The following is a 17,743-nucleotide window of genomic DNA, read 5'->3' as shown; positions in this document are numbered from 1 at the left end:
AGGCCTTTTTGCATGAACGTACAAACGATTATGGTCATCGGGGCAGGACAAATGGGTAGCGGGATTGCCCAAGTAGCGGCGCAGGCTGGCTTTCGCGTTTTTCTGAACGACGTCCAGCAAGCATTTGTAGAGCGCGGTCTGGCCACGATTACGAAAAACTTGTCGCGCAACGTGGAAAAAGGCAAGCTCAGCGAAGCAGAAAAGGAAGCGATCCTCGGCCGTTTGACACTGTCTACTGATCTGGCAGATGCGTCTGAAGCGGATTTTGTGATAGAAGCAGTGACAGAAAACATGGTAGTCAAAACGCAAATCTTTTCCAAGCTGGATGAAGTATGTCCGCCACATACGGTGCTCGCGAGCAATACATCCTCGCTGCCGATTACTGAGATTGCGGCAGTTACAAAGCGGCCGGAACAAGTAATCGGAATGCATTTCATGAACCCCGTTCCGGTGATGAAGCTGGTTGAGATCATCCGCGGGCTGCAAACGTCCGATGATGTCTATCAGCTGACAGAGGATTTGTCCAAACAAATGAGCAAGGTACCCGTGAGCGTCAACGATTTCCCTGGGTTTGTGTCCAATCGGGTACTGATGCCAATGTTGAATGAAGCGATTTATTGCGTGTACGAAGGAGTTGCAACACCAGAAGCAATCGATGAAGTCATGAAGCTGGGCATGAACCATCCGATGGGACCGCTTCAACTGGCTGATTTCATCGGGCTGGACACTTGCCTCTACATTATGGAAGTACTGCACGAAGGGTTCGGTGATTCGAAATACCGCCCATGCCCATTGCTGCGCAAGTACGTAAAAGCAGGATGGCTAGGCAAAAAATCCGGTCGTGGTTTCTACGTGTACAGCTAACCGAAGATTTCGCAGAAAGGTAGGACGGACATGGATTTCCGATTGAACGAAGAGCAAGAGATGATGCGCCGCATGGTGCGAGACTTTGCCCAGAAAGAGATCGCACCATTCGTCCCGGTGATGGAAGAGACGGACCAGTTCCCACGTCAGATCCTCAAAAAGATGGGCGAAATGGGGCTCATGGGCATTCCGATTGCCGAAGAGTGGGGAGGAGCGGGAGCGGACTTTATTTCCTACATTTTGGCCATTCACGAGATTTCCAAGGTGAGTGCGACAGTGGGTGTCATTTTGTCCGTGCATACCTCCGTCGGGACGAACCCGATTCTCTACTTCGGTACCGAGGAGCAAAAACGCAAATACGTGACCAAGCTTGCGAGTGGGGAATACCTCGGGGCTTTTGCCTTGACTGAGCCGCATGCAGGTTCTGATGCGAGCAGTATCCGAACCACAGCCGTGAAAAAAGGCGATGAATACATCCTGAACGGAAACAAGGTGTTCATCACAAATGGCGGGGAGGCTGATACCTATATCGCCTTTGCCGTTACTGACTCGACAAAAGGACCCAAGGGAATATCGGCCTTTATCGTAGACAAGGATACACCGGGCTTCACGGTTGGGAAAAAGGAAAAGAAGATGGGACTTCACGGTTCCTATACAACAGAGCTCGTATTCGACAATGCCCGTGTACCGGTTGCCAACCTGCTCGGACAGGAAGGGGAAGGCTTCTGTATCGCGATGGCGAATCTGGATTCCGGTCGCATCGGGATTGCTGCACAAGCCCTTGGTATTTGCGAAGCCGCAGTCCAATACGCGACAGAGTACGCGCAGGAACGCAAGCAGTTCGGACAATCGATTGCCAAGCAGCAAGCCATCGCTTTCAAGCTGGCAGACATGGCGACGAAAGCAGAAGTAGCCCGATTACTGGTATACCGAGCGGCGTGGTTGCGCAGTCAAGGAATTGCCTGTGGAATGGAAGCCTCGATGGCAAAACGCTTTACCACAGATTCCGCGATGGAGCTCGCCACAGAAGCCGTACAGATTTTTGGGGGCTACGGCTACACCAGAGAATATCCGGTTGAGCGTCTATTCCGGGATGCGAAAGTAACGCAAATCTATGAGGGCACCAACGAAATTCAGAGAATCGTTATCGCCAAGCATTTGCTTGCTGATTAATAGAAAAATGAAAAGCACTTGGGGGAGTGAGCCATATGAATTTCCAACTGACGGAAGAACATGACATGATGCGCAAAATGATTCGCGACTTTGCAGAGAATCAAGTAGCTCCGACAGCAGCCGAGCGCGATGAAGAAGAGTGCTTTGATCGTTCCATTTTTGAGCAAATGGCTGAGCTTGGACTGACAGGGATTCCTTGGCCAGAACAATACGGTGGAGCAGGTGCAGATTACCTGAGCTACGTCATTGCAGTGGAAGAACTCTCCCGTGTGGATGCCTCCATCGGTGTAACACTGTCTGCACATGTTTCCTTGGCGAGCTGGCCGATTTACAAATTCGGGACAGAGGAGCAAAAGCAAAAGTTTTTGCGTCCATTAGCAGAAGGCAAGAAGATGGGCGCGTACTGTTTGACCGAAGCGGGGTCAGGCTCTGATTCTGCTGGAATGCGCACGACAGCCGTACGCGATGGCGATCACTACATTTTAAATGGCACCAAAATCTTCATTACCAATGCAGGTGAAGCAGAAATCTACATCGTATTTGCGGTCACTCAACCAGAATTGAAGCATAAGGGCATTACGGCTTTTATTGTTGAAAAAGGCATGGATGGCTTCACGATGGGGAAAAAGGAGAAGAAATTGGGTATCCGTTCCTCGCCAACACTTGCGGTCAACTTTGAAGATGTGCGCGTGCCGGTAGAAAATAGACTGGGCGAAGAAGGCCAAGGCTTCAAGATTGCGATGATGACGTTGGACGGTGGAAGAAACGGTATCGCCGCTCAAGCACTGGGAATTGCACAAGGGGCGTACGAGCATGCACGGAATTATGCCAAAGAACGCAGTCAGTTCGGCAAACCAATCGCTTCCTTGCAGGCAATTCAGTTCAAGCTGGCAGACATGGCAACCAAGATCGAGGCATCCCGTTTGCTCACTTACCAAGCAGCGTGGCTGGAGGATCAAGGTCTACCATATGGCAAAGCATCTGCGATGTCCAAAGTATTTGCAGGAGATACAGCAATGGAAGTGACAACCGAGGCTGTTCAAGTTTTCGGAGGTTATGGCTACACCCGGGAATATCCTGTGGAGCGCTTTATGCGTGATGCCAAAATTACACAAATCTATGAAGGAACAAATGAAATCCAACGTGTCGTGATCAGCAATTTCCTGCTAAAAGAGTAGGAAGCTATCCCGTCTTCCAACACGATTACACACATAGAAAAGAAAAGTTTGGCTTTGTGCTCTTACTCGCGTATAATGATCAGCGATGATACAAAAGTAGAGTGTTTGCGCCTTCTTTTCTATGAGGCGTCTGACCAAACGCTCAGTCGGTTGGAAAGGTGGATTTGGAGTGTCTGAAAAGAGAAAAACGATACCGTCCCTAGTAAAGGACCCAAAACTGATCGAGAGAAGACGAGAGCAGATTATTGAGGCTGCCGTTCATCTCTTCATTAATAAAGGTTTTCATAAAACGACGACAAGGGAGATTGCTCGGGCGTCTGGATTTAGTATTGGTACGTTGTACGAGTATATTGAGTCAAAAGAAGATGTTCTCTATCTTGTTTGCGATGCCATTCATGCGGAGATGGAGACGCGCTTACGTGAAGCGATCAACTTCAACGGAACTGGCTTGAAAACATTAAAGGTAGCACTGAAAAGTCTGATCCGCGTGATGGATCAGATGAGCGACCGCGTTTTGCTTATTTATCAGGAAGCCAAATCATTGCCAAAAGAAACACTCCGCTACGTATTAGGGCGTGAAGAAGCCATTTCGCATATTTTCGTCGAAATCCTGGAAAAAGGGATTGCTGATGGTTCGTTGCGCATTGACGAAAAGAACGTCAAGCTGATGGCGGACAATATCATGGTTTTGGGCGAAATGTGGGTCTTCCGCCGCTGGGCATTGAAAAAGCACTATACCATTGAGGAGTACACAGAGAAGCAAATTGCCCTGTTGCTTCGCGAAATCAGTGTCTCCGATTAAGAAGAGAGTTTGAAAAGTCTGGAAAACATAGGGTGCCAAGCATACTTCGCGTCTACGCGCCTTGATCTGCTTGGCCCTGTTTTTCCTCCTTTTTAAACTTATAAAAAGGAGAGTGGAACGATGGAAACGGAAGTGTATCGTCCGCAAAACAAGGTTCGCTTTGTGACCGCAGCCAGTCTGTATGATGGTCACGATGCCTCGATTAATATCATGCGCCGTATTTTACAATCGTCGGGAGTAGAGGTTATCCATCTCGGACACAACCGCTCTGTTGACGATATTGTAACAGCCGCTGTCCAGGAGGACGTGCAAGGGATTGCGATTAGTTCCTACCAAGGCGGTCATGTGGAGTATTTCAAATACGTAATTGATCTATTACGCGAGCGGGGAGCAGAGCATATCCGTGTTTTTGGCGGCGGTGGCGGCGTTATCGTTCCACGCGAAATTCGGGAATTGGAAGAGTACGGAGTCTGTAAAATTTACTCGCCAGATGACGGCAGACGATTGGGCTTGCAGGGCATGATCAACGACATGATCAGACGTAGCGACTTCCCAACCGTCAAGCAGCTGGAGGAAGAAGTAGCAGGCTTGCGCGAGCAAAACCATCAGGCGATTGCCCGGCTTATTTCCGTTGCGGAGTATGCAGTGGACCAGCCTGTATGGACAGAACCTCTCCGAGAAAGCTTAGTGGAAGCTGATTCAACTATACCGGTATTAGGGATTACAGGTACGGGTGGAGCAGGAAAAAGCTCATTAACTGATGAGCTTGTTCGTCGATTTATTCGCGTTTATCCCGAGAAGACGGTTGCGATCTTGTCTGTCGATCCATCCAAGCAAAAATCAGGTGGAGCGTTACTTGGCGACCGCATCCGCATGAATGCCAATTCGACACCGCGTGTTTACATGCGCAGTCTCGCCACCCGCAAATCAGGCATGGAGCTGTCTGCTGCATTAAAAGACGCGATTCAAGTAACCCGTTCTGCCCATTTTGATCTGATTATTGTGGAAACGAGCGGGATTGGTCAGGGGGATGCGCAGGTCACAGAAGTGTGCGACGTCTCCATGTACGTCATGACCAGTGAATTCGGGGCACCATCTCAGCTGGAAAAGATTGATATGCTCGACTTCGCTGATGTGATCGCGATCAACAAATTTGAGCGCAAAGGCTCAGAGGACGCTCTCCGCGAGGTTCGCAAGCAATATCGACGCAATCATCAGCTTTTTGAGCTGCCGGATGAGAAGGTTCCTGTGTATGGTACAATTGCGAGCCAATTCAACGATCCGGGAACGAATGTGTTGTTTGCTGCCCTGATGCATCGAATTGTAGAAAAAACTGGTGTTGACTGGTCTGTAGAGCATTTGGATACAACCCCTGTAAATATTCATAAAACTTCGTTGATTCCGACAGAGAGAATCAATTATTTGCAGGACATTGCCAACACCGTCCGCCAATACCGTGCCTATGCCGAAGAGCAGTCGTTGATTGCCCGCAAGCTGTTCCAGTTGCAGGGTGCAAAGGAGACGGTACTTGCCTCTGGAGATTCTGCCGCTGCCGAGCTGGTGGCGGTACTCGATAAACAAATCGTTCTCTTTGAAGAAAAGCTGCATCCAGAGTGCCGACGTATCCTGGAAAATTGGCCGAAGCTGAAGGAAGCGTATCGGAAGGATCAATTCGTCACGAAAATTCGCGACAAGGAATTGGTTACTAAGTTGTTCAGCGTATCTTTGTCCGGTACACGCATTTCAAAAGTAGCTGTCCCTGATTACGAGGATTGGGGCGAAATTTTAAAGTGGTCGTTAAAAGAAAATGTCCCAGGGGAATTCCCGTACACCGCAGGAGTATTTCCGTTTAAACGCGAGGGAGAAGATCCCAAGCGACAATTTGCAGGCGAAGGTACTCCAGAGCGGACGAACAAACGCTTTCACTTCCTGTCTCAAAATGATGAAGCGAAGCGACTCAGTACGGCTTTTGACTCGGTAACGCTGTATGGTGAAGACCCTGACTACCGCCCGGATATTTACGGAAAAATTGGTACGAGTGGGGTCAGCATTTGCACCTTGGATGACATGAAAAAGCTGTATGCCGGCTTTGACCTTTGTGCACCTAGCACTTCTGTGTCCATGACGATCAACGGTCCTGCGCCCATGATTTTGGCCATGTTCATGAATACGGCGATTGAGCAGCAGCTAGATGCTTTTGTCCAAAAAGAAGGGCGCCAGCCTACCGAGGACGAAGCGAAGCAAATCAGGGCGTACACGCTGTCGACCGTTCGCGGAACCGTTCAGGCGGATATTTTGAAAGAGGATCAGGGGCAAAACACGTGTATCTTCTCGACAGAATTTGCCTTGCGGATGATGGGGGATATCCAGCAGTATTTTATCGATCAGAAAGTGCGGAACTACTACTCTGTGTCCATTTCCGGCTATCATATTGCGGAGGCGGGGGCGAATCCGATTACGCAGCTTGCGTTTACGCTGTCTAACGGATTTACCTACGTCGAGTACTATTTAAGCCGTGGCATGAACATCGATGACTTTGCGCCGAACTTGTCTTTCTTCTTCTCCAATGGTCTCGATCCGGAATACACGGTGATTGGACGTGTGGCTCGACGGATTTGGGCAACCGTGATGAAGAATCGGTATAGTGCAAATGACCGCAGCCAAAAGCTGAAGTATCACATCCAGACGTCCGGCCGTTCCTTGCACGCGCAGGAGATGGATTTCAACGACATCAGAACAACCTTGCAGGCCTTGATTGCCATTTACGACAACTGTAATTCTCTCCATACGAATGCATACGACGAAGCGATTACAACCCCAACAGAGAACTCTGTGCGGCGTGCGATGGCCATTCAGATGATCATCAACAAGGAAATGGGCCTCGCGAAAAATGAGAACCCGCTTCAAGGGGCATTCATCATCGACGAGTTGACTGATCTGGTAGAAGAGGCAGTTATGCAAGAGTTTGAGCGGATTAGTTCTCGCGGAGGCGTGCTGGGGGCGATGGAGACTCAATACCAGCGCGGCAAAATTCAAGACGAGTCCATGTATTACGAAATGAAAAAGCATACGGGTGAGCTTCCAATTATTGGGGTAAACACCTTTATCAATCCAAACGCGTCTGAGGACGATTACGAGATTGAATTGGCTCGTGCGACCGAAGAGGAAAAAGAACAGCAAATCATAAATCTCCGTGCATTCCAGGAGCGCCATAAGGATGTGTCTGCGGCTGCATTGCGGCGCCTACAGGAAGTGGCTATGGCGGGAGAGAACATCTTTGCCGAGCTGATGGAGACGGTAAAAGTAGCATCGCTTGGACAAATCAGTGCTGCCCTGTATGAAGTGGGCGGCCAATACCGCAGAAATATGTAAGACAAATCCCTCGGTAGCGATTGCCGAGGGATGTCTTTGGTTTTGATGTCGACAAGAATTAGTCGGCCCCCGTTTGAAAGCCTTGCATTTTCGTCTAAAATAAGGAATACTGTATGATAGCCTTCTTATGTTGTACGATGTACAATCAAAGAAATCGATATCATTTATGAATGACTTATACAAGCCTGCGTCCCCCGAACAGGGCACCGGGTCTGTATTCAAATCAATCGTTTTCATATGGAAAGGACGTGCCCTGAGTGAGTCAATTGTTTGCTCATATTGATTCCGAGAAACTGAGTGAGATGGCGTTAGTTGACATTGCGTATGAAATTTTGCGTGAAACTAACCGCACTTACAACTTCCGCGAGCTGATGAATGAACTGGTTGCAGTACGCAAGCTGACAGATGAACAACTCATGGCAATCATCGCGCAAGTATACACAGAAATTAACATTGATGGCCGTTTCGTATGCCTTGGTGACAATGTATGGGGATTGAAACGTTGGTACCCAACTGACACCGTGGAGGAAACTCAAGAGGGTGGCGGAACGAAGAAGAAGAAAATCGTCACGGAAGACGACTTCGACGATTACGATACCGAAGACGAAGGTGTCGAAGAATACGAAGACGACGATGTTGTCATCTTTGAGGACGAAGAGGAATTCGTCGACGAAGATTCTGAAATCGAAGAAGAAGAAATCGATGGAGAAATCGACGAGGAAGAACTCGAAGACGAAGATGATGAGATGTTCGAAGAGGACGAAGAGCTTGAGGAAGAGGAATCCGACGAAGAGCTCGACGACGAAGACGAGAAATAGATCCTTGACTTCCGCTTGAGGGACAGATAAAATACTCCTTGGGCTTCACATGAAGAAGGATCAAATATGGGAAACTATAAAACAAAAGTGCCCCTACCCCATTTCTTTACGGGATAGGACTCGCTTTTGTTTTTCTTTTTTTTTGGAGCCGTCTTCATTCGATTTTTATAACAACTTAAGGGTGAGGGAAAGAGGGGACGTTAACGATGACGAAGTATATTTTTGTGACAGGCGGGGTTGTATCCTCGTTGGGAAAAGGAATTACAGCGGCTTCTCTGGGCCGACTCTTAAAAAATAGGGGTCTGAAGGTAACCATCCAGAAGTGTGACCCATACATCAACGTTGACCCGGGAACGATGAGTCCGTATCAACACGGGGAAGTTTTCGTAACGGACGATGGTGCGGAAACAGACCTGGACTTGGGCCACTATGAGCGCTTTATCGATATCAACCTGAGCGCTAACTCCAATATGACGACTGGTAGAATTTACTCGACTGTCATCGCCAAAGAACGCCGTGGCGACTATTTGGGAGGAACCGTTCAAGTTATTCCACACATCACGAACGAAATCAAAGATCGCATTTTCCGTGCAGGTCGCGAAACTGGGGCAGATGTAGTGATTACCGAGATCGGTGGAACTGTTGGGGATATCGAGAGCTTGCCATTCCTTGAATCCATCCGCCAGATCAAAAGTGACATCGGTCGTGAAAACGTCATGTACATTCACGTAACCCTGGTACCATACATCAAGGCAGCGGGTGAAATGAAAACCAAGCCAACGCAACACAGCGTGAAAGAACTGCGCAGCTTGGGTATTCAACCAAATGTGATCGTGACACGTACTGAGCAACCGATGACGCAAGAAATGAAAGACAAGCTGGCTCTGTTCTGTGATATCGATAAAAACGCGGTAGTGGAATGTGTAGATGCTGATAGCCTTTACGATGTACCACTGCAATTGCAAGCACAGGGATTGGACGATTACGTATGCCGCCACTTGGGTCTGACTTGCCAGGATGCGGATATGACAGAGTGGAAATCGCTCGTAACGAAAATCAAAAACCTGTCCAAAACGACTACCATTGCAATCGTTGGTAAATATGTAGAATTGCATGATGCTTACTTGTCCGTAGCAGAAGCGTTGTACCATGGTGGCTATGCGAACGACACCAAAGTAGAAATCAAATGGGTGCACGCGGAAGAAGTTACGCCAGAAAATGTTGGCGAACTGCTTGGTGATGTAAATGGTATCCTCGTACCGGGTGGCTTTGGCGATCGTGGTATCGAAGGGAAAATCATCGCTACGCGCTATGCTCGTGAAAATAAAGTGCCATTCCTCGGAATTTGCCTGGGTATGCAAATCGCTGTGATCGAGTTCGCTCGCCACGTAGCGGGTATGGATGGCGCAAACAGCTCCGAGATCAACCCGAATACAGCGTATCCGGTGATTGACCTCTTGCCAGAGCAAAAAGATATCGAGGACAAGGGCGGTACCATGCGTCTGGGTCTCGGCCCAACCAAGGTGGAAGAAGGCACGCTGACTGAGGCTGCATACGGAAGCACCCTGGTTTATGAACGTCATCGTCATCGCTATGAAGTGAACAACGAATATCGTGATCAATTGGCGCAAATGGGCTTGCGTTTTGCGGGTACAACGCCAGATGGTCGTCTGGTTGAAATCGTGGAAGTTCCAGAACATCCATGGTATGTAGCGACACAGTTCCATCCAGAGTTCACATCCCGTCCGAACCGTCCGCAGCCACTGTTCCGTGACTTCGTGAAGGCTTCCCTGAACAAATAACATAGGTCGATAAATAGAAAGACGCACCCGCGATGTATGGTCGTAGGTGCGTCTTGTGTTTTTTAAAAGCAGATCAATGGAACAAGGGAGATAGCCAAGCAACCCAGTAGGCGGCGGGAATGAGCAGGAATTGAGCCAAAATCGTTCCGATAAAACGCGAGATCATCAGCCACAGGTACATGTCGCGAATCGATTCCTGCGTGGTTTTCCCTTGCATCGCTTTTTCTGTCAAAAGGGCAATTTGCGGGTCTACCAAAATCGTCATGAAAATCGTGGCAAAACCGTTGATTAATCCGGAAGACATCAGAACGGTTGCTTTGTAATCTGGGGCTAGCAATGTCGCGTACAACACAGATAGTACGCTGCTTGTGTAGATCGCTGTTCCCAATGCGTTTAATAACAGCAATCGTTTGGGAACGCCTTTGATTCGAAAGCGTGAGATGGCTTGCCAGCTAGGAATCCGGACATGATGGTGGACGCGTCGGATCGTTTCTACTGTAACTGCCGTCCGAATCATTTGCGGAATCGAGCCCGCTATCTCCAAGTGCGAGATCATTCGTTTCGATATTTGGACAAAAGTGGGGAACAGTACGATAGCTGCTAAGGTTCCGAGCGAGGACGCTGCAATAATCACGTGCAAATACATGCTAGGATCAAAGTGTTGGATTGCAGCTTGATCCATAAATCCCCCAGTGAAGGGGCCTTGAATCAGGTTGGAAGTACGGGAGAGGAGCAATACAATCCCGACCAGAGACAACGCTACAGCGATCCTGCCCGTTTGTACCCCTGCAAAACGGATTCCGAAGGTAAGTGTCTCTGTCGTATGGATAATAAAAGTTAACAAGCAAATCAGCCACAGAGCATCCATAGTAAGTATCTGGCTCCTTGTGTGTAGGGGAAATTGGTTTTTCCCATTATACTCGAAAAGAAGCCTATAGGAAATTTTAAGTTGACGTTCAGCAAAAAACGTGAAGGAGTTTCCTGATTTTAGGCGAACCCATAATAATTAAGAAAACGCATTCGTCAGGGGGGAATCAGAATGTTCGACAAACAAGATAAAAAGGTACTGGTTGTGGATGACCAGTATGGGATTCGCATTTTACTGTATGAGGTGCTGGGAAAAGAAGGGTACAAGACCTTTCAGGCAGCAAACGGGAAAATGGCATTGGAAATCGTGGAAAAAGAATCACCAGATTTGGTTATCCTCGACATGAAGATCCCTGGGATGGATGGTATTGAGATCTTGAAGCACATCAAGAAGATCAATCAAGAAATCAAAGTCATCATGATGACAGCTTACGGAGAGCTGGACATGATCAAAGAAGCAACACAACTGGGAGCATTGACTCATTTTACAAAGCCGTTTGATATTGATGAACTACGAATGGCAGTCCATCAGCAATTAGCTTGTTAGGAACAGACTGCAAAGGTCAGGGTACAAGCGTCCCTGTTAACAAATGCTTGTCTGTGGTATAATAAGCCACATGACTGAAGTCTGCTAGAGGAGGATTTACAAAATGCCACTGGTACCTATGACCGCTTTTACCGAAGACGTCAAAAAGCATAAATACGCCGTCGGACAATTTAACCTGAACAATCTGGAGTTTACTCAAGCGATTACGGAAGCTGCGATGGAAGAAAAATCGCCTGTGATCTTTGGTGTTTCTGAGGGTGCATTGAAATACATGGGGATCGATTATACAGTAGCGATTGCAAAAGTGGCTGCTGAACGCGCAGGAGTTCCTGTTGCTTTGCATCTTGACCATGGTAGCAATTTCGACATGGTTATGAAGTGCATTCGTGCAGGGTTCTCTTCTGTTATGTTCGATGGTTCCCATCATTCGTTTGAAGATAACCTTCGCCTGACCAAACAGGTTGTAGAGGCTGCTCACGCTGTTGGCGTATCGGTAGAAGGTGAACTCGGTACCATCGGCGGGGTGGAAGACGACTTGTCTGTTGACGAGGAAGATGCCACTCTGGCAAATCCTGAGGAAGCAATCCGCTTCTGGGAAGAAACAAAAGTAGACTACGTAGCGATTGCCGTAGGTACAGCACACGGTATGTACAAAGGAGTTCCAAAAATCCGCTACGACATTATCGAAAAAGTAGCGAGCAACATTGGAGCGCCGATCGTTCTTCATGGTGGTTCCGGCGTACCAGACGAAGCGATTATCGAATCCATCCGTTTGGGCGTAGGAAAAATCAATGTAAATACAGAAAGCCAAGTCGCATGCACGGAAACAGTTCGCAAAGTGCTGGCTGCCAAGCCGAATGAGATCGACCCACGCAAATACCTGGGCCCTGCTCGCGATGCGATCAAGGAAGTAGTCAAAGGAAAAATGCGCTTGTTCGGAAGCAGCAACCGCGCGTAACTGGGAGGATAATCATGCGTTTTTTGATTGATACAGCAAACGTTGAAGAAATCCGCGAAATTCACGAATGGGGAGTTCTGGCGGGCGTAACGACAAATCCGTCTCTGGTTGCCAAAGAAGGACGCGATTTTGTAGAAACCCTGAAAGAAATTCTCGATATTGTTGACGGTCCGATCAGTGCTGAAGTTATCAGTACAGATGCAAAAGGCATGATCGAAGAGGGAGAGAAGCTCGCTGCTCTCTCGAAAAACATCGTCATCAAGCTGCCAATGACCGCAGAAGGTTTGAAGGCAACCAAGTATTTTGCTAAACGCAAAATCAGAACAAACGTAACGTTGGTGTTCTCCGCGAACCAGGCACTTTTGGCTGCGCGCGCAGGTGCGAGCTTCGTGTCTCCGTTCTTGGGACGCTTGGATGATATTGGTCAAGATGGTATGCAATTGATCGAAGATATTGCAGAAATCTTTTCCGTTCACGGTATCGATACTGAAATCATTGCGGCATCTGTGCGCCACCCTGTTCACGTAACGGAGGCAGCCCGCCGTGGTTCTCATTTCGCTACCATTCCAGCGAAAGTTTTCAAACAACTCATTGCCCATCCACTGACAGACAGTGGCTTGGAGAGATTCCTAGCTGACTGGGCAAGCATGCAAAAATAAGGACACGTGTTGAAAGTCCAAGCACCTTTTCCATTGGGGAAGGTGCTTCTTTCCCGATTACGCCTGAGGAGAGCAAAGCATGGATAAGCTGATCATCAACGGTGGAAAACCGCTCGCGGGGACGGTGACCATCAGCGGAGCAAAAAACAGCGCGGTCGCACTCATCCCAGCAGCGTTGCTGGCAGATGGGCCTGTTGTTATTGAGAATCTCCCCCGTATTCAGGATGTAGGTATTTATCACGAGCTCTTGCAGGAAATGGGAGCTGACGTGCTGTTCGAAGAAGACTGGATGGAAGTAGACGGACGCAGTATGAGGCTCATGCTCATGCCAAATGGTCGCATCAAAAAGCTTCGTGCCTCGTACTATTTGTGGGGAGCCTTGCTCGCCAAGTTCGGTGAAGCCCAGGTTGGCTTGCCAGGTGGCTGTGATTTGGGCCCGCGTCCAGTAGATTTGCACATCAAAGGCTTTGAAGCAATGGGCGCCGAAGTGGAGAACAAAAACGGCGTCATGACTATCCGTGCCCAAAATGGACGTTTGCAGGGTGCACGAATTTATCTCGATCTGGTCAGTGTTGGTGCGACTATTAACATCATGCTGGCTGCCGCCAAAGCAGACGGTGTGACCATTATTGAAAACGCTGCCCGTGAGCCTGAGATCGTCGATGTCGCAACCTTGCTCAACAATATGGGAGCGAACATCAAAGGTGCCGGAACGGATATGATCCGCATTCAGGGCGTAGAACGCTTGCGTGGATGCCGTCATACGATTATCCCTGATCGGATCGAAGCCGGGACATACATGATTGCGGCAGCGGCTACAAACGGCAATGTGTTGGTGGAGAATGTTATTCCGAAACATTTGGAGTCTGTAACGGCCAAGCTGCGCGAAATCGGTGCGCAAGTGGTAGAGCAGGATGACAGTATTCAAGTCATCGGACATGATTCTTATCGATCAATCGATGTGAAAACAAGTCCGTATCCGGGTTTTCCAACGGATCTCCAGCAGCCGATCACGACCTTGCTGACTCTTGCTAAAGGCTCAAGCATCGTGACGGACAATATTTACAGCTCGCGTTTTCGACATGTAGATGAACTACGCCGCATGGGAGCTTCCTTGAAGATTGAAGGAAGATCCGCTGTCATCGAAGGCGGCAGCAAACTGAATGGTGCCAAGGTGATAGCTTCAGATTTGCGTGCGGGAGCAGCTTTGTTCATTGCAGGCTTGGCAACAAACGGCACGACAGAATTAGAAGGACTCGAACATATAGATCGTGGCTACGAAAACTTGGTGGGCAAGCTGCAAGCCTTGGGGGCCGATATTACTCGGGTAGGCCTGCAGAGCATGGAAAACCACCAGCGTTAACCAATCACCAGGAGAGGAGTCTTCCAGAATGGAACGCAGTTTAACACTTGAACTGGTACGTGTGACTGAAGCTGCTGCTTTGGCTTCTGCCAGTTGGATGGGTCTCGGAAAAAAAGATGAGGCTGACGATGCGGCAACGACCGCAATGCGCAATGAATTTATGAAAGTGCCGATGGATGGCGTCGTAGTAATTGGTGAGGGCGAAATGGACGAAGCGCCAATGCTGTACATCGGTGAACGTCTGGGCCAGGGAGTGGCTCCGGCAGTCGATGTGGCTGTAGACCCTTTGGAGGGAACCAATATCCTCGCAAAAGGTACGTGGGGAGCGATTTCGGTCATTGCAATCGCAGACCGGGGAAATTTGTTGCATGCTCCTGACATGTATATGGAGAAAATGGCAGTAGGGCCAAAAGCAGTCGGCAAGGTCGATATCAACGCACCGGTTCGCGATAACCTGAAGGCGGTAGCGCAGGCACAAGGGAAAGATATCAGCGATTTGGTTGCTATTGTACTTGACCGTGATCGTCACTCTAAGGTGATCCACGAAATTCGTGAGGCAGGGGCGCGTATTCGCCTCATCTCTGACGGAGACGTTGCCGCTGCGATCAATACCGCTTTCCCGGATACAGGTGTAGACATTTTGTTCGGTTCTGGAGGAGCTCCTGAAGGTGTTCTTGCTGCAGTTGCCTTGAAATGCCTCGGGGGAGAAATTCAGGGTAAGCTCTTGCCGCAAAATGAAGATGAGATTAAACGCTGTGTCAAAATGGGATTGACGAACCCTCATCAAGTACTGTTCATGGATGATTTGGTAAAAGGTGATGACGCCATTTTTGCAGCGACAGGTGTAACGGATGGTGAATTGCTCAAAGGGGTTCGCTTCCAGGGAACTCGTGCGACGACCAATTCCGTTGTTATGCGTGCGAAAACCGGAACGGTACGTTTCATTGAAGGGAACCACCGCTTAGAACGCAACGGTTTGTAAGAAAGTCATTTTCGCATTTATTAGTTGAGCTAGGCTTTTTCAAGAGTAAATAAAGAGTGGTGGATGTATGTTACTTTCTGAACTAGAAGAAAAGAAGCTGACCGACCTCTATAAGCTGGCTAAGGAATACCATATTCCGTACTACTCCCAGCTGAAGAAGAAGGAATTGATTTTCGCGATTCTTCGGGCACGAGCGGAGCGGGATGGTCTTATGTTTATGGAGGGGGTTCTCGAAATATTGCCGGAGGGATACGGCTTCCTCCGCCCCATTAACTATCTACCCAGCTCAGAAGATATCTACATCTCCCAGTCGCAGATTCGTCGTTTTGATCTGCGGATGGGGGATGTGGTATCAGGAAAAGCAAGACCACCGAAGGAGAATGAACGTTATTTTGGACTCCTTCAAGTAGAGGCAGTGAACGGAGAAGACCCTGAGACAGCCGCAGAGCGTCTTCATTTCCCCGCATTGACACCGTTGTATCCTCAAACCAAGCTCGTACTGGAGACAGCCCCTGAACGTGTTTCCACTCGCCTGATGGATCTTCTCTCTCCTGTTGGACTGGGTCAGCGCGGATTGATTGTGGCTCCGCCAAAAGCGGGGAAAACCATGCTGATCAAAGAAATTGCCAACAGCATTACCGAAAGCCGCCCGGATATCCACTTGTTTGTCTTGCTCATTGATGAACGCCCGGAAGAGGTAACGGATATGCAGCGATCTGTCAAAGGAGAGGTAGTTGCCTCGACTTTTGACGAGTTGCCTGAGAATCACATCAAAGTTGCTGAGCTTGTCTTGGAGCGTGCAAAACGATTGGTTGAGCACAAAAAAGACGTGGTGATCCTGCTGGATTCCATTACACGTCTCGCTCGTGCTTACAACTTGGTTATTCCGCCAAGTGGTCGAACGTTGTCCGGTGGTATCGATCCGGCAGCCTTCCATCGTCCGAAGCGCTTTTTTGGTTCAGCGCGCAATATTGAAGAAGGCGGTAGCTTGACCATTTTGGCGACTGCTTTGGTTGAGACCGGCTCCCGTATGGACGATGTGATCTATGAAGAATTCAAAGGAACCGGAAACATGGAGCTTCATTTGGATCGCAAGCTGGCGGAGCGCAGAATTTTCCCAGCGATCGATATCCGCCGTTCGGGTACGCGCCGCGAAGAGCTTCTGCTCACCAAAGAAGAGCTGGATAAGCTGTGGATGATCCGGAAAAACATGAATGAAACAAATGAGTTTGTCGACTCCTTTATTAAAAAGTTGGCAGATACAAAAACAAACGAAGAATTTTTGCAAACCCTAGAGTCTAAGCAACAAGGCAGAGGGAAAGCAGCTAGCACGACGGTGAGTTCATGATGACTCACCGTCATTTTTTTTGTGGCGTTGGCATACCGTTAGGAAGGGAGCTGGAAAAGAAGGAGGAGATGCTTCATGGAGTACGTGCAAGTTAGCGCTCCGGTGGAGTCACAGATGGAAGCGAAACAAGCGGTCGTGGAGCAAGCGCTATTTCAAGCGTTTAATCCCTATGCCAGTCTGGCTTCACCTGCACCAGCAACGAAAGGAAATTCAGTGGTGTACGCTGTTCGGCAAGGAGATACGCTATCCAGTATCGCCCAGCGCTACGGTCTTTCTTTAAAAAATCTGGTAGAAGCGAATAGCATTACGAATCCCCATCTGGTAAGCGTGGGCATGAAGCTAATCATCAAGCGTGATGAAGTCGGACATATGGTGAAACAGGGAGAAACACTGGATTACATAGCAAGGCGGTACGGTGTGAGTCGGGAATCGTTAATCGAACGAAATCCGCTGCTAAAATGGCTGTCGGACAACCTGTATGTAGGACAGGTCGTGTATGTCCCTATCGCTAAAGGCAATCCGATGTTGGGTAACGATCCGGAGCAGAAGCGAAGTGCCGTTCAAGCAGCAAGTCGGCAAGTCATCACGAGGATTCGCGGCGGTCTAAGTTGGCCTGTCAGAGAAGCTACGATTACAAGCGGATTTGGAGCGCGTTGGGGAAAGACACACAAGGGTGTCGATTTGTGGAATGAACAGGAATCAAAGACCCCAATTTTGGCGGCGAGGGCAGGAGTTGTTGTGGAGGCTGGCGCCAATCGGTCAGGCTACGGGCGAATGGTTGTGATAGATCACGGAGATGGCTTGCAAACCTTTTATGCGCATATGCGTCTGCTGCTGGTGTCACCAGGTCAAACCGTAGAAGCGGGTGAGGTATTGGGATACATGGGGCAAACGGGGAACTCTACGGGCTACCATTTGCACTTTGAAGTACGACAGGATGATGTGCCGATCAATCCACTTCCCTATCTTGGCAGGTAACCCTATACAATTTACATTGCTTTTTCAATGCG

Annotated in this window: 15 protein-coding genes; 14 read left to right on the top strand and 1 reads right to left on the bottom strand. The window is 48.8% G+C overall.

From position 1 onward, the window contains the following. Window positions 1-12: 12 nt before the first annotated feature. The 7 genes from HPY31_RS05560 to HPY31_RS05530 all read left to right on the top strand — a co-directional run bounded on the left by HPY31_RS05560 (window position 13) and on the right by HPY31_RS05530 (window position 10,009). Window positions 13-864 carry a 3-hydroxybutyryl-CoA dehydrogenase gene (locus HPY31_RS05560; protein WP_172139207.1) on the top strand — a complete coding sequence of 284 codons (852 nt, stop codon included), beginning with the start codon at window positions 13-15 and terminating at the stop codon, window positions 862-864. A gap of 30 nt (window positions 865-894) precedes the next feature. Continuing rightward, on the top strand, window positions 895-2,037 hold the full coding sequence (locus HPY31_RS05555; protein ID WP_172139205.1) for an acyl-CoA dehydrogenase: 1,143 nt from the start codon (window positions 895-897) through the stop codon (window positions 2,035-2,037). Window positions 2,038-2,072: 35 nt separating this feature from the next. After that, the gene (locus HPY31_RS05550; protein WP_016740159.1) at window positions 2,073-3,215 is read left to right on the top strand and encodes an acyl-CoA dehydrogenase; all 1,143 of its coding nucleotides are present in this window, start codon (window positions 2,073-2,075) and stop codon (window positions 3,213-3,215) included. A gap of 169 nt (window positions 3,216-3,384) precedes the next feature. Next, a complete protein-coding gene (locus HPY31_RS05545) occupies window positions 3,385-4,017 on the top strand; it encodes a TetR/AcrR family transcriptional regulator (protein ID WP_016740160.1) in 633 nt (210 codons plus the stop codon). Between the two features lie 120 nt (window positions 4,018-4,137). Beyond that, on the top strand, window positions 4,138-7,389 hold the full coding sequence (icmF, locus tag HPY31_RS05540; RefSeq protein ID WP_172139203.1) for a fused isobutyryl-CoA mutase/GTPase IcmF: 3,252 nt from the start codon (window positions 4,138-4,140) through the stop codon (window positions 7,387-7,389). Between the two features lie 257 nt (window positions 7,390-7,646). Next, complete coding sequence (gene rpoE / locus HPY31_RS05535) at window positions 7,647-8,207, top strand: DNA-directed RNA polymerase subunit delta (protein ID WP_172139201.1); 561 nt, start codon at window positions 7,647-7,649, stop codon at window positions 8,205-8,207. 206 nt (window positions 8,208-8,413) lie between these two features. Next, window positions 8,414-10,009, top strand: a complete 1,596-nt coding sequence (locus tag HPY31_RS05530; protein WP_016740163.1) for a CTP synthase — start codon at window positions 8,414-8,416, stop codon at window positions 10,007-10,009. Window positions 10,010-10,082: 73 nt separating this feature from the next. Here the strand turns inward: HPY31_RS05530 and HPY31_RS05525 are convergent, their stop codons facing one another. Continuing rightward, window positions 10,083-10,877: a lipid II flippase Amj family protein gene (locus HPY31_RS05525; RefSeq protein ID WP_172139199.1), complete on the bottom strand. Its 795-nt coding sequence runs from the start codon at window positions 10,875-10,877 to the stop codon at window positions 10,083-10,085. A gap of 171 nt (window positions 10,878-11,048) precedes the next feature. Here HPY31_RS05525 and HPY31_RS05520 point away from each other — a divergent pair, with 171 nt between their 5' ends. The 7 genes from HPY31_RS05520 (at window position 11,049) to HPY31_RS05490 (ending at window position 17,711) form a co-directional block, all read left to right on the top strand. Further along, window positions 11,049-11,423 (top strand): response regulator, encoded by a 375-nt coding sequence (locus tag HPY31_RS05520; protein WP_007725537.1) that lies wholly within the window; start codon window positions 11,049-11,051, stop codon window positions 11,421-11,423. Window positions 11,424-11,526: 103 nt separating this feature from the next. Further along, the gene (fba, locus tag HPY31_RS05515) at window positions 11,527-12,381 is read left to right on the top strand and encodes a class II fructose-1,6-bisphosphate aldolase (protein WP_016740164.1); all 855 of its coding nucleotides are present in this window, start codon (window positions 11,527-11,529) and stop codon (window positions 12,379-12,381) included. Between the two features lie 14 nt (window positions 12,382-12,395). Further along, entirely contained in the window at window positions 12,396-13,040 is a 645-nt protein-coding gene (fsa, locus tag HPY31_RS05510; RefSeq protein ID WP_087341780.1) for a fructose-6-phosphate aldolase, read from the top strand. A gap of 79 nt (window positions 13,041-13,119) precedes the next feature. Beyond that, a complete protein-coding gene (locus HPY31_RS05505; RefSeq protein WP_015893656.1) occupies window positions 13,120-14,403 on the top strand; it encodes a UDP-N-acetylglucosamine 1-carboxyvinyltransferase in 1,284 nt (427 codons plus the stop codon). A 28-nt stretch (window positions 14,404-14,431) separates the two neighbouring features. Further along, window positions 14,432-15,385, top strand: coding sequence for a class II fructose-bisphosphatase (glpX, locus tag HPY31_RS05500; protein ID WP_016740165.1), 954 nt, complete (start codon window positions 14,432-14,434; stop codon window positions 15,383-15,385). Window positions 15,386-15,452: 67 nt separating this feature from the next. Further along, a complete protein-coding gene (gene rho / locus HPY31_RS05495) occupies window positions 15,453-16,733 on the top strand; it encodes a transcription termination factor Rho (protein WP_015893654.1) in 1,281 nt (426 codons plus the stop codon). Between the two features lie 75 nt (window positions 16,734-16,808). Then, on the top strand, window positions 16,809-17,711 hold the full coding sequence (locus HPY31_RS05490; RefSeq protein WP_172139197.1) for a M23 family metallopeptidase: 903 nt from the start codon (window positions 16,809-16,811) through the stop codon (window positions 17,709-17,711). Window positions 17,712-17,743: the final 32 nt, after the last annotated feature.

Origin of the sequence: Brevibacillus sp. HB1.3 (assembly GCF_013186635.1) — a bacterium.
GTDB classification, from domain to species: Bacteria; Bacillota; Bacilli; order Brevibacillales; family Brevibacillaceae; genus Brevibacillus; species Brevibacillus brevis_D.
This window is presented reverse-complemented; position numbering and strand designations above follow the sequence as displayed.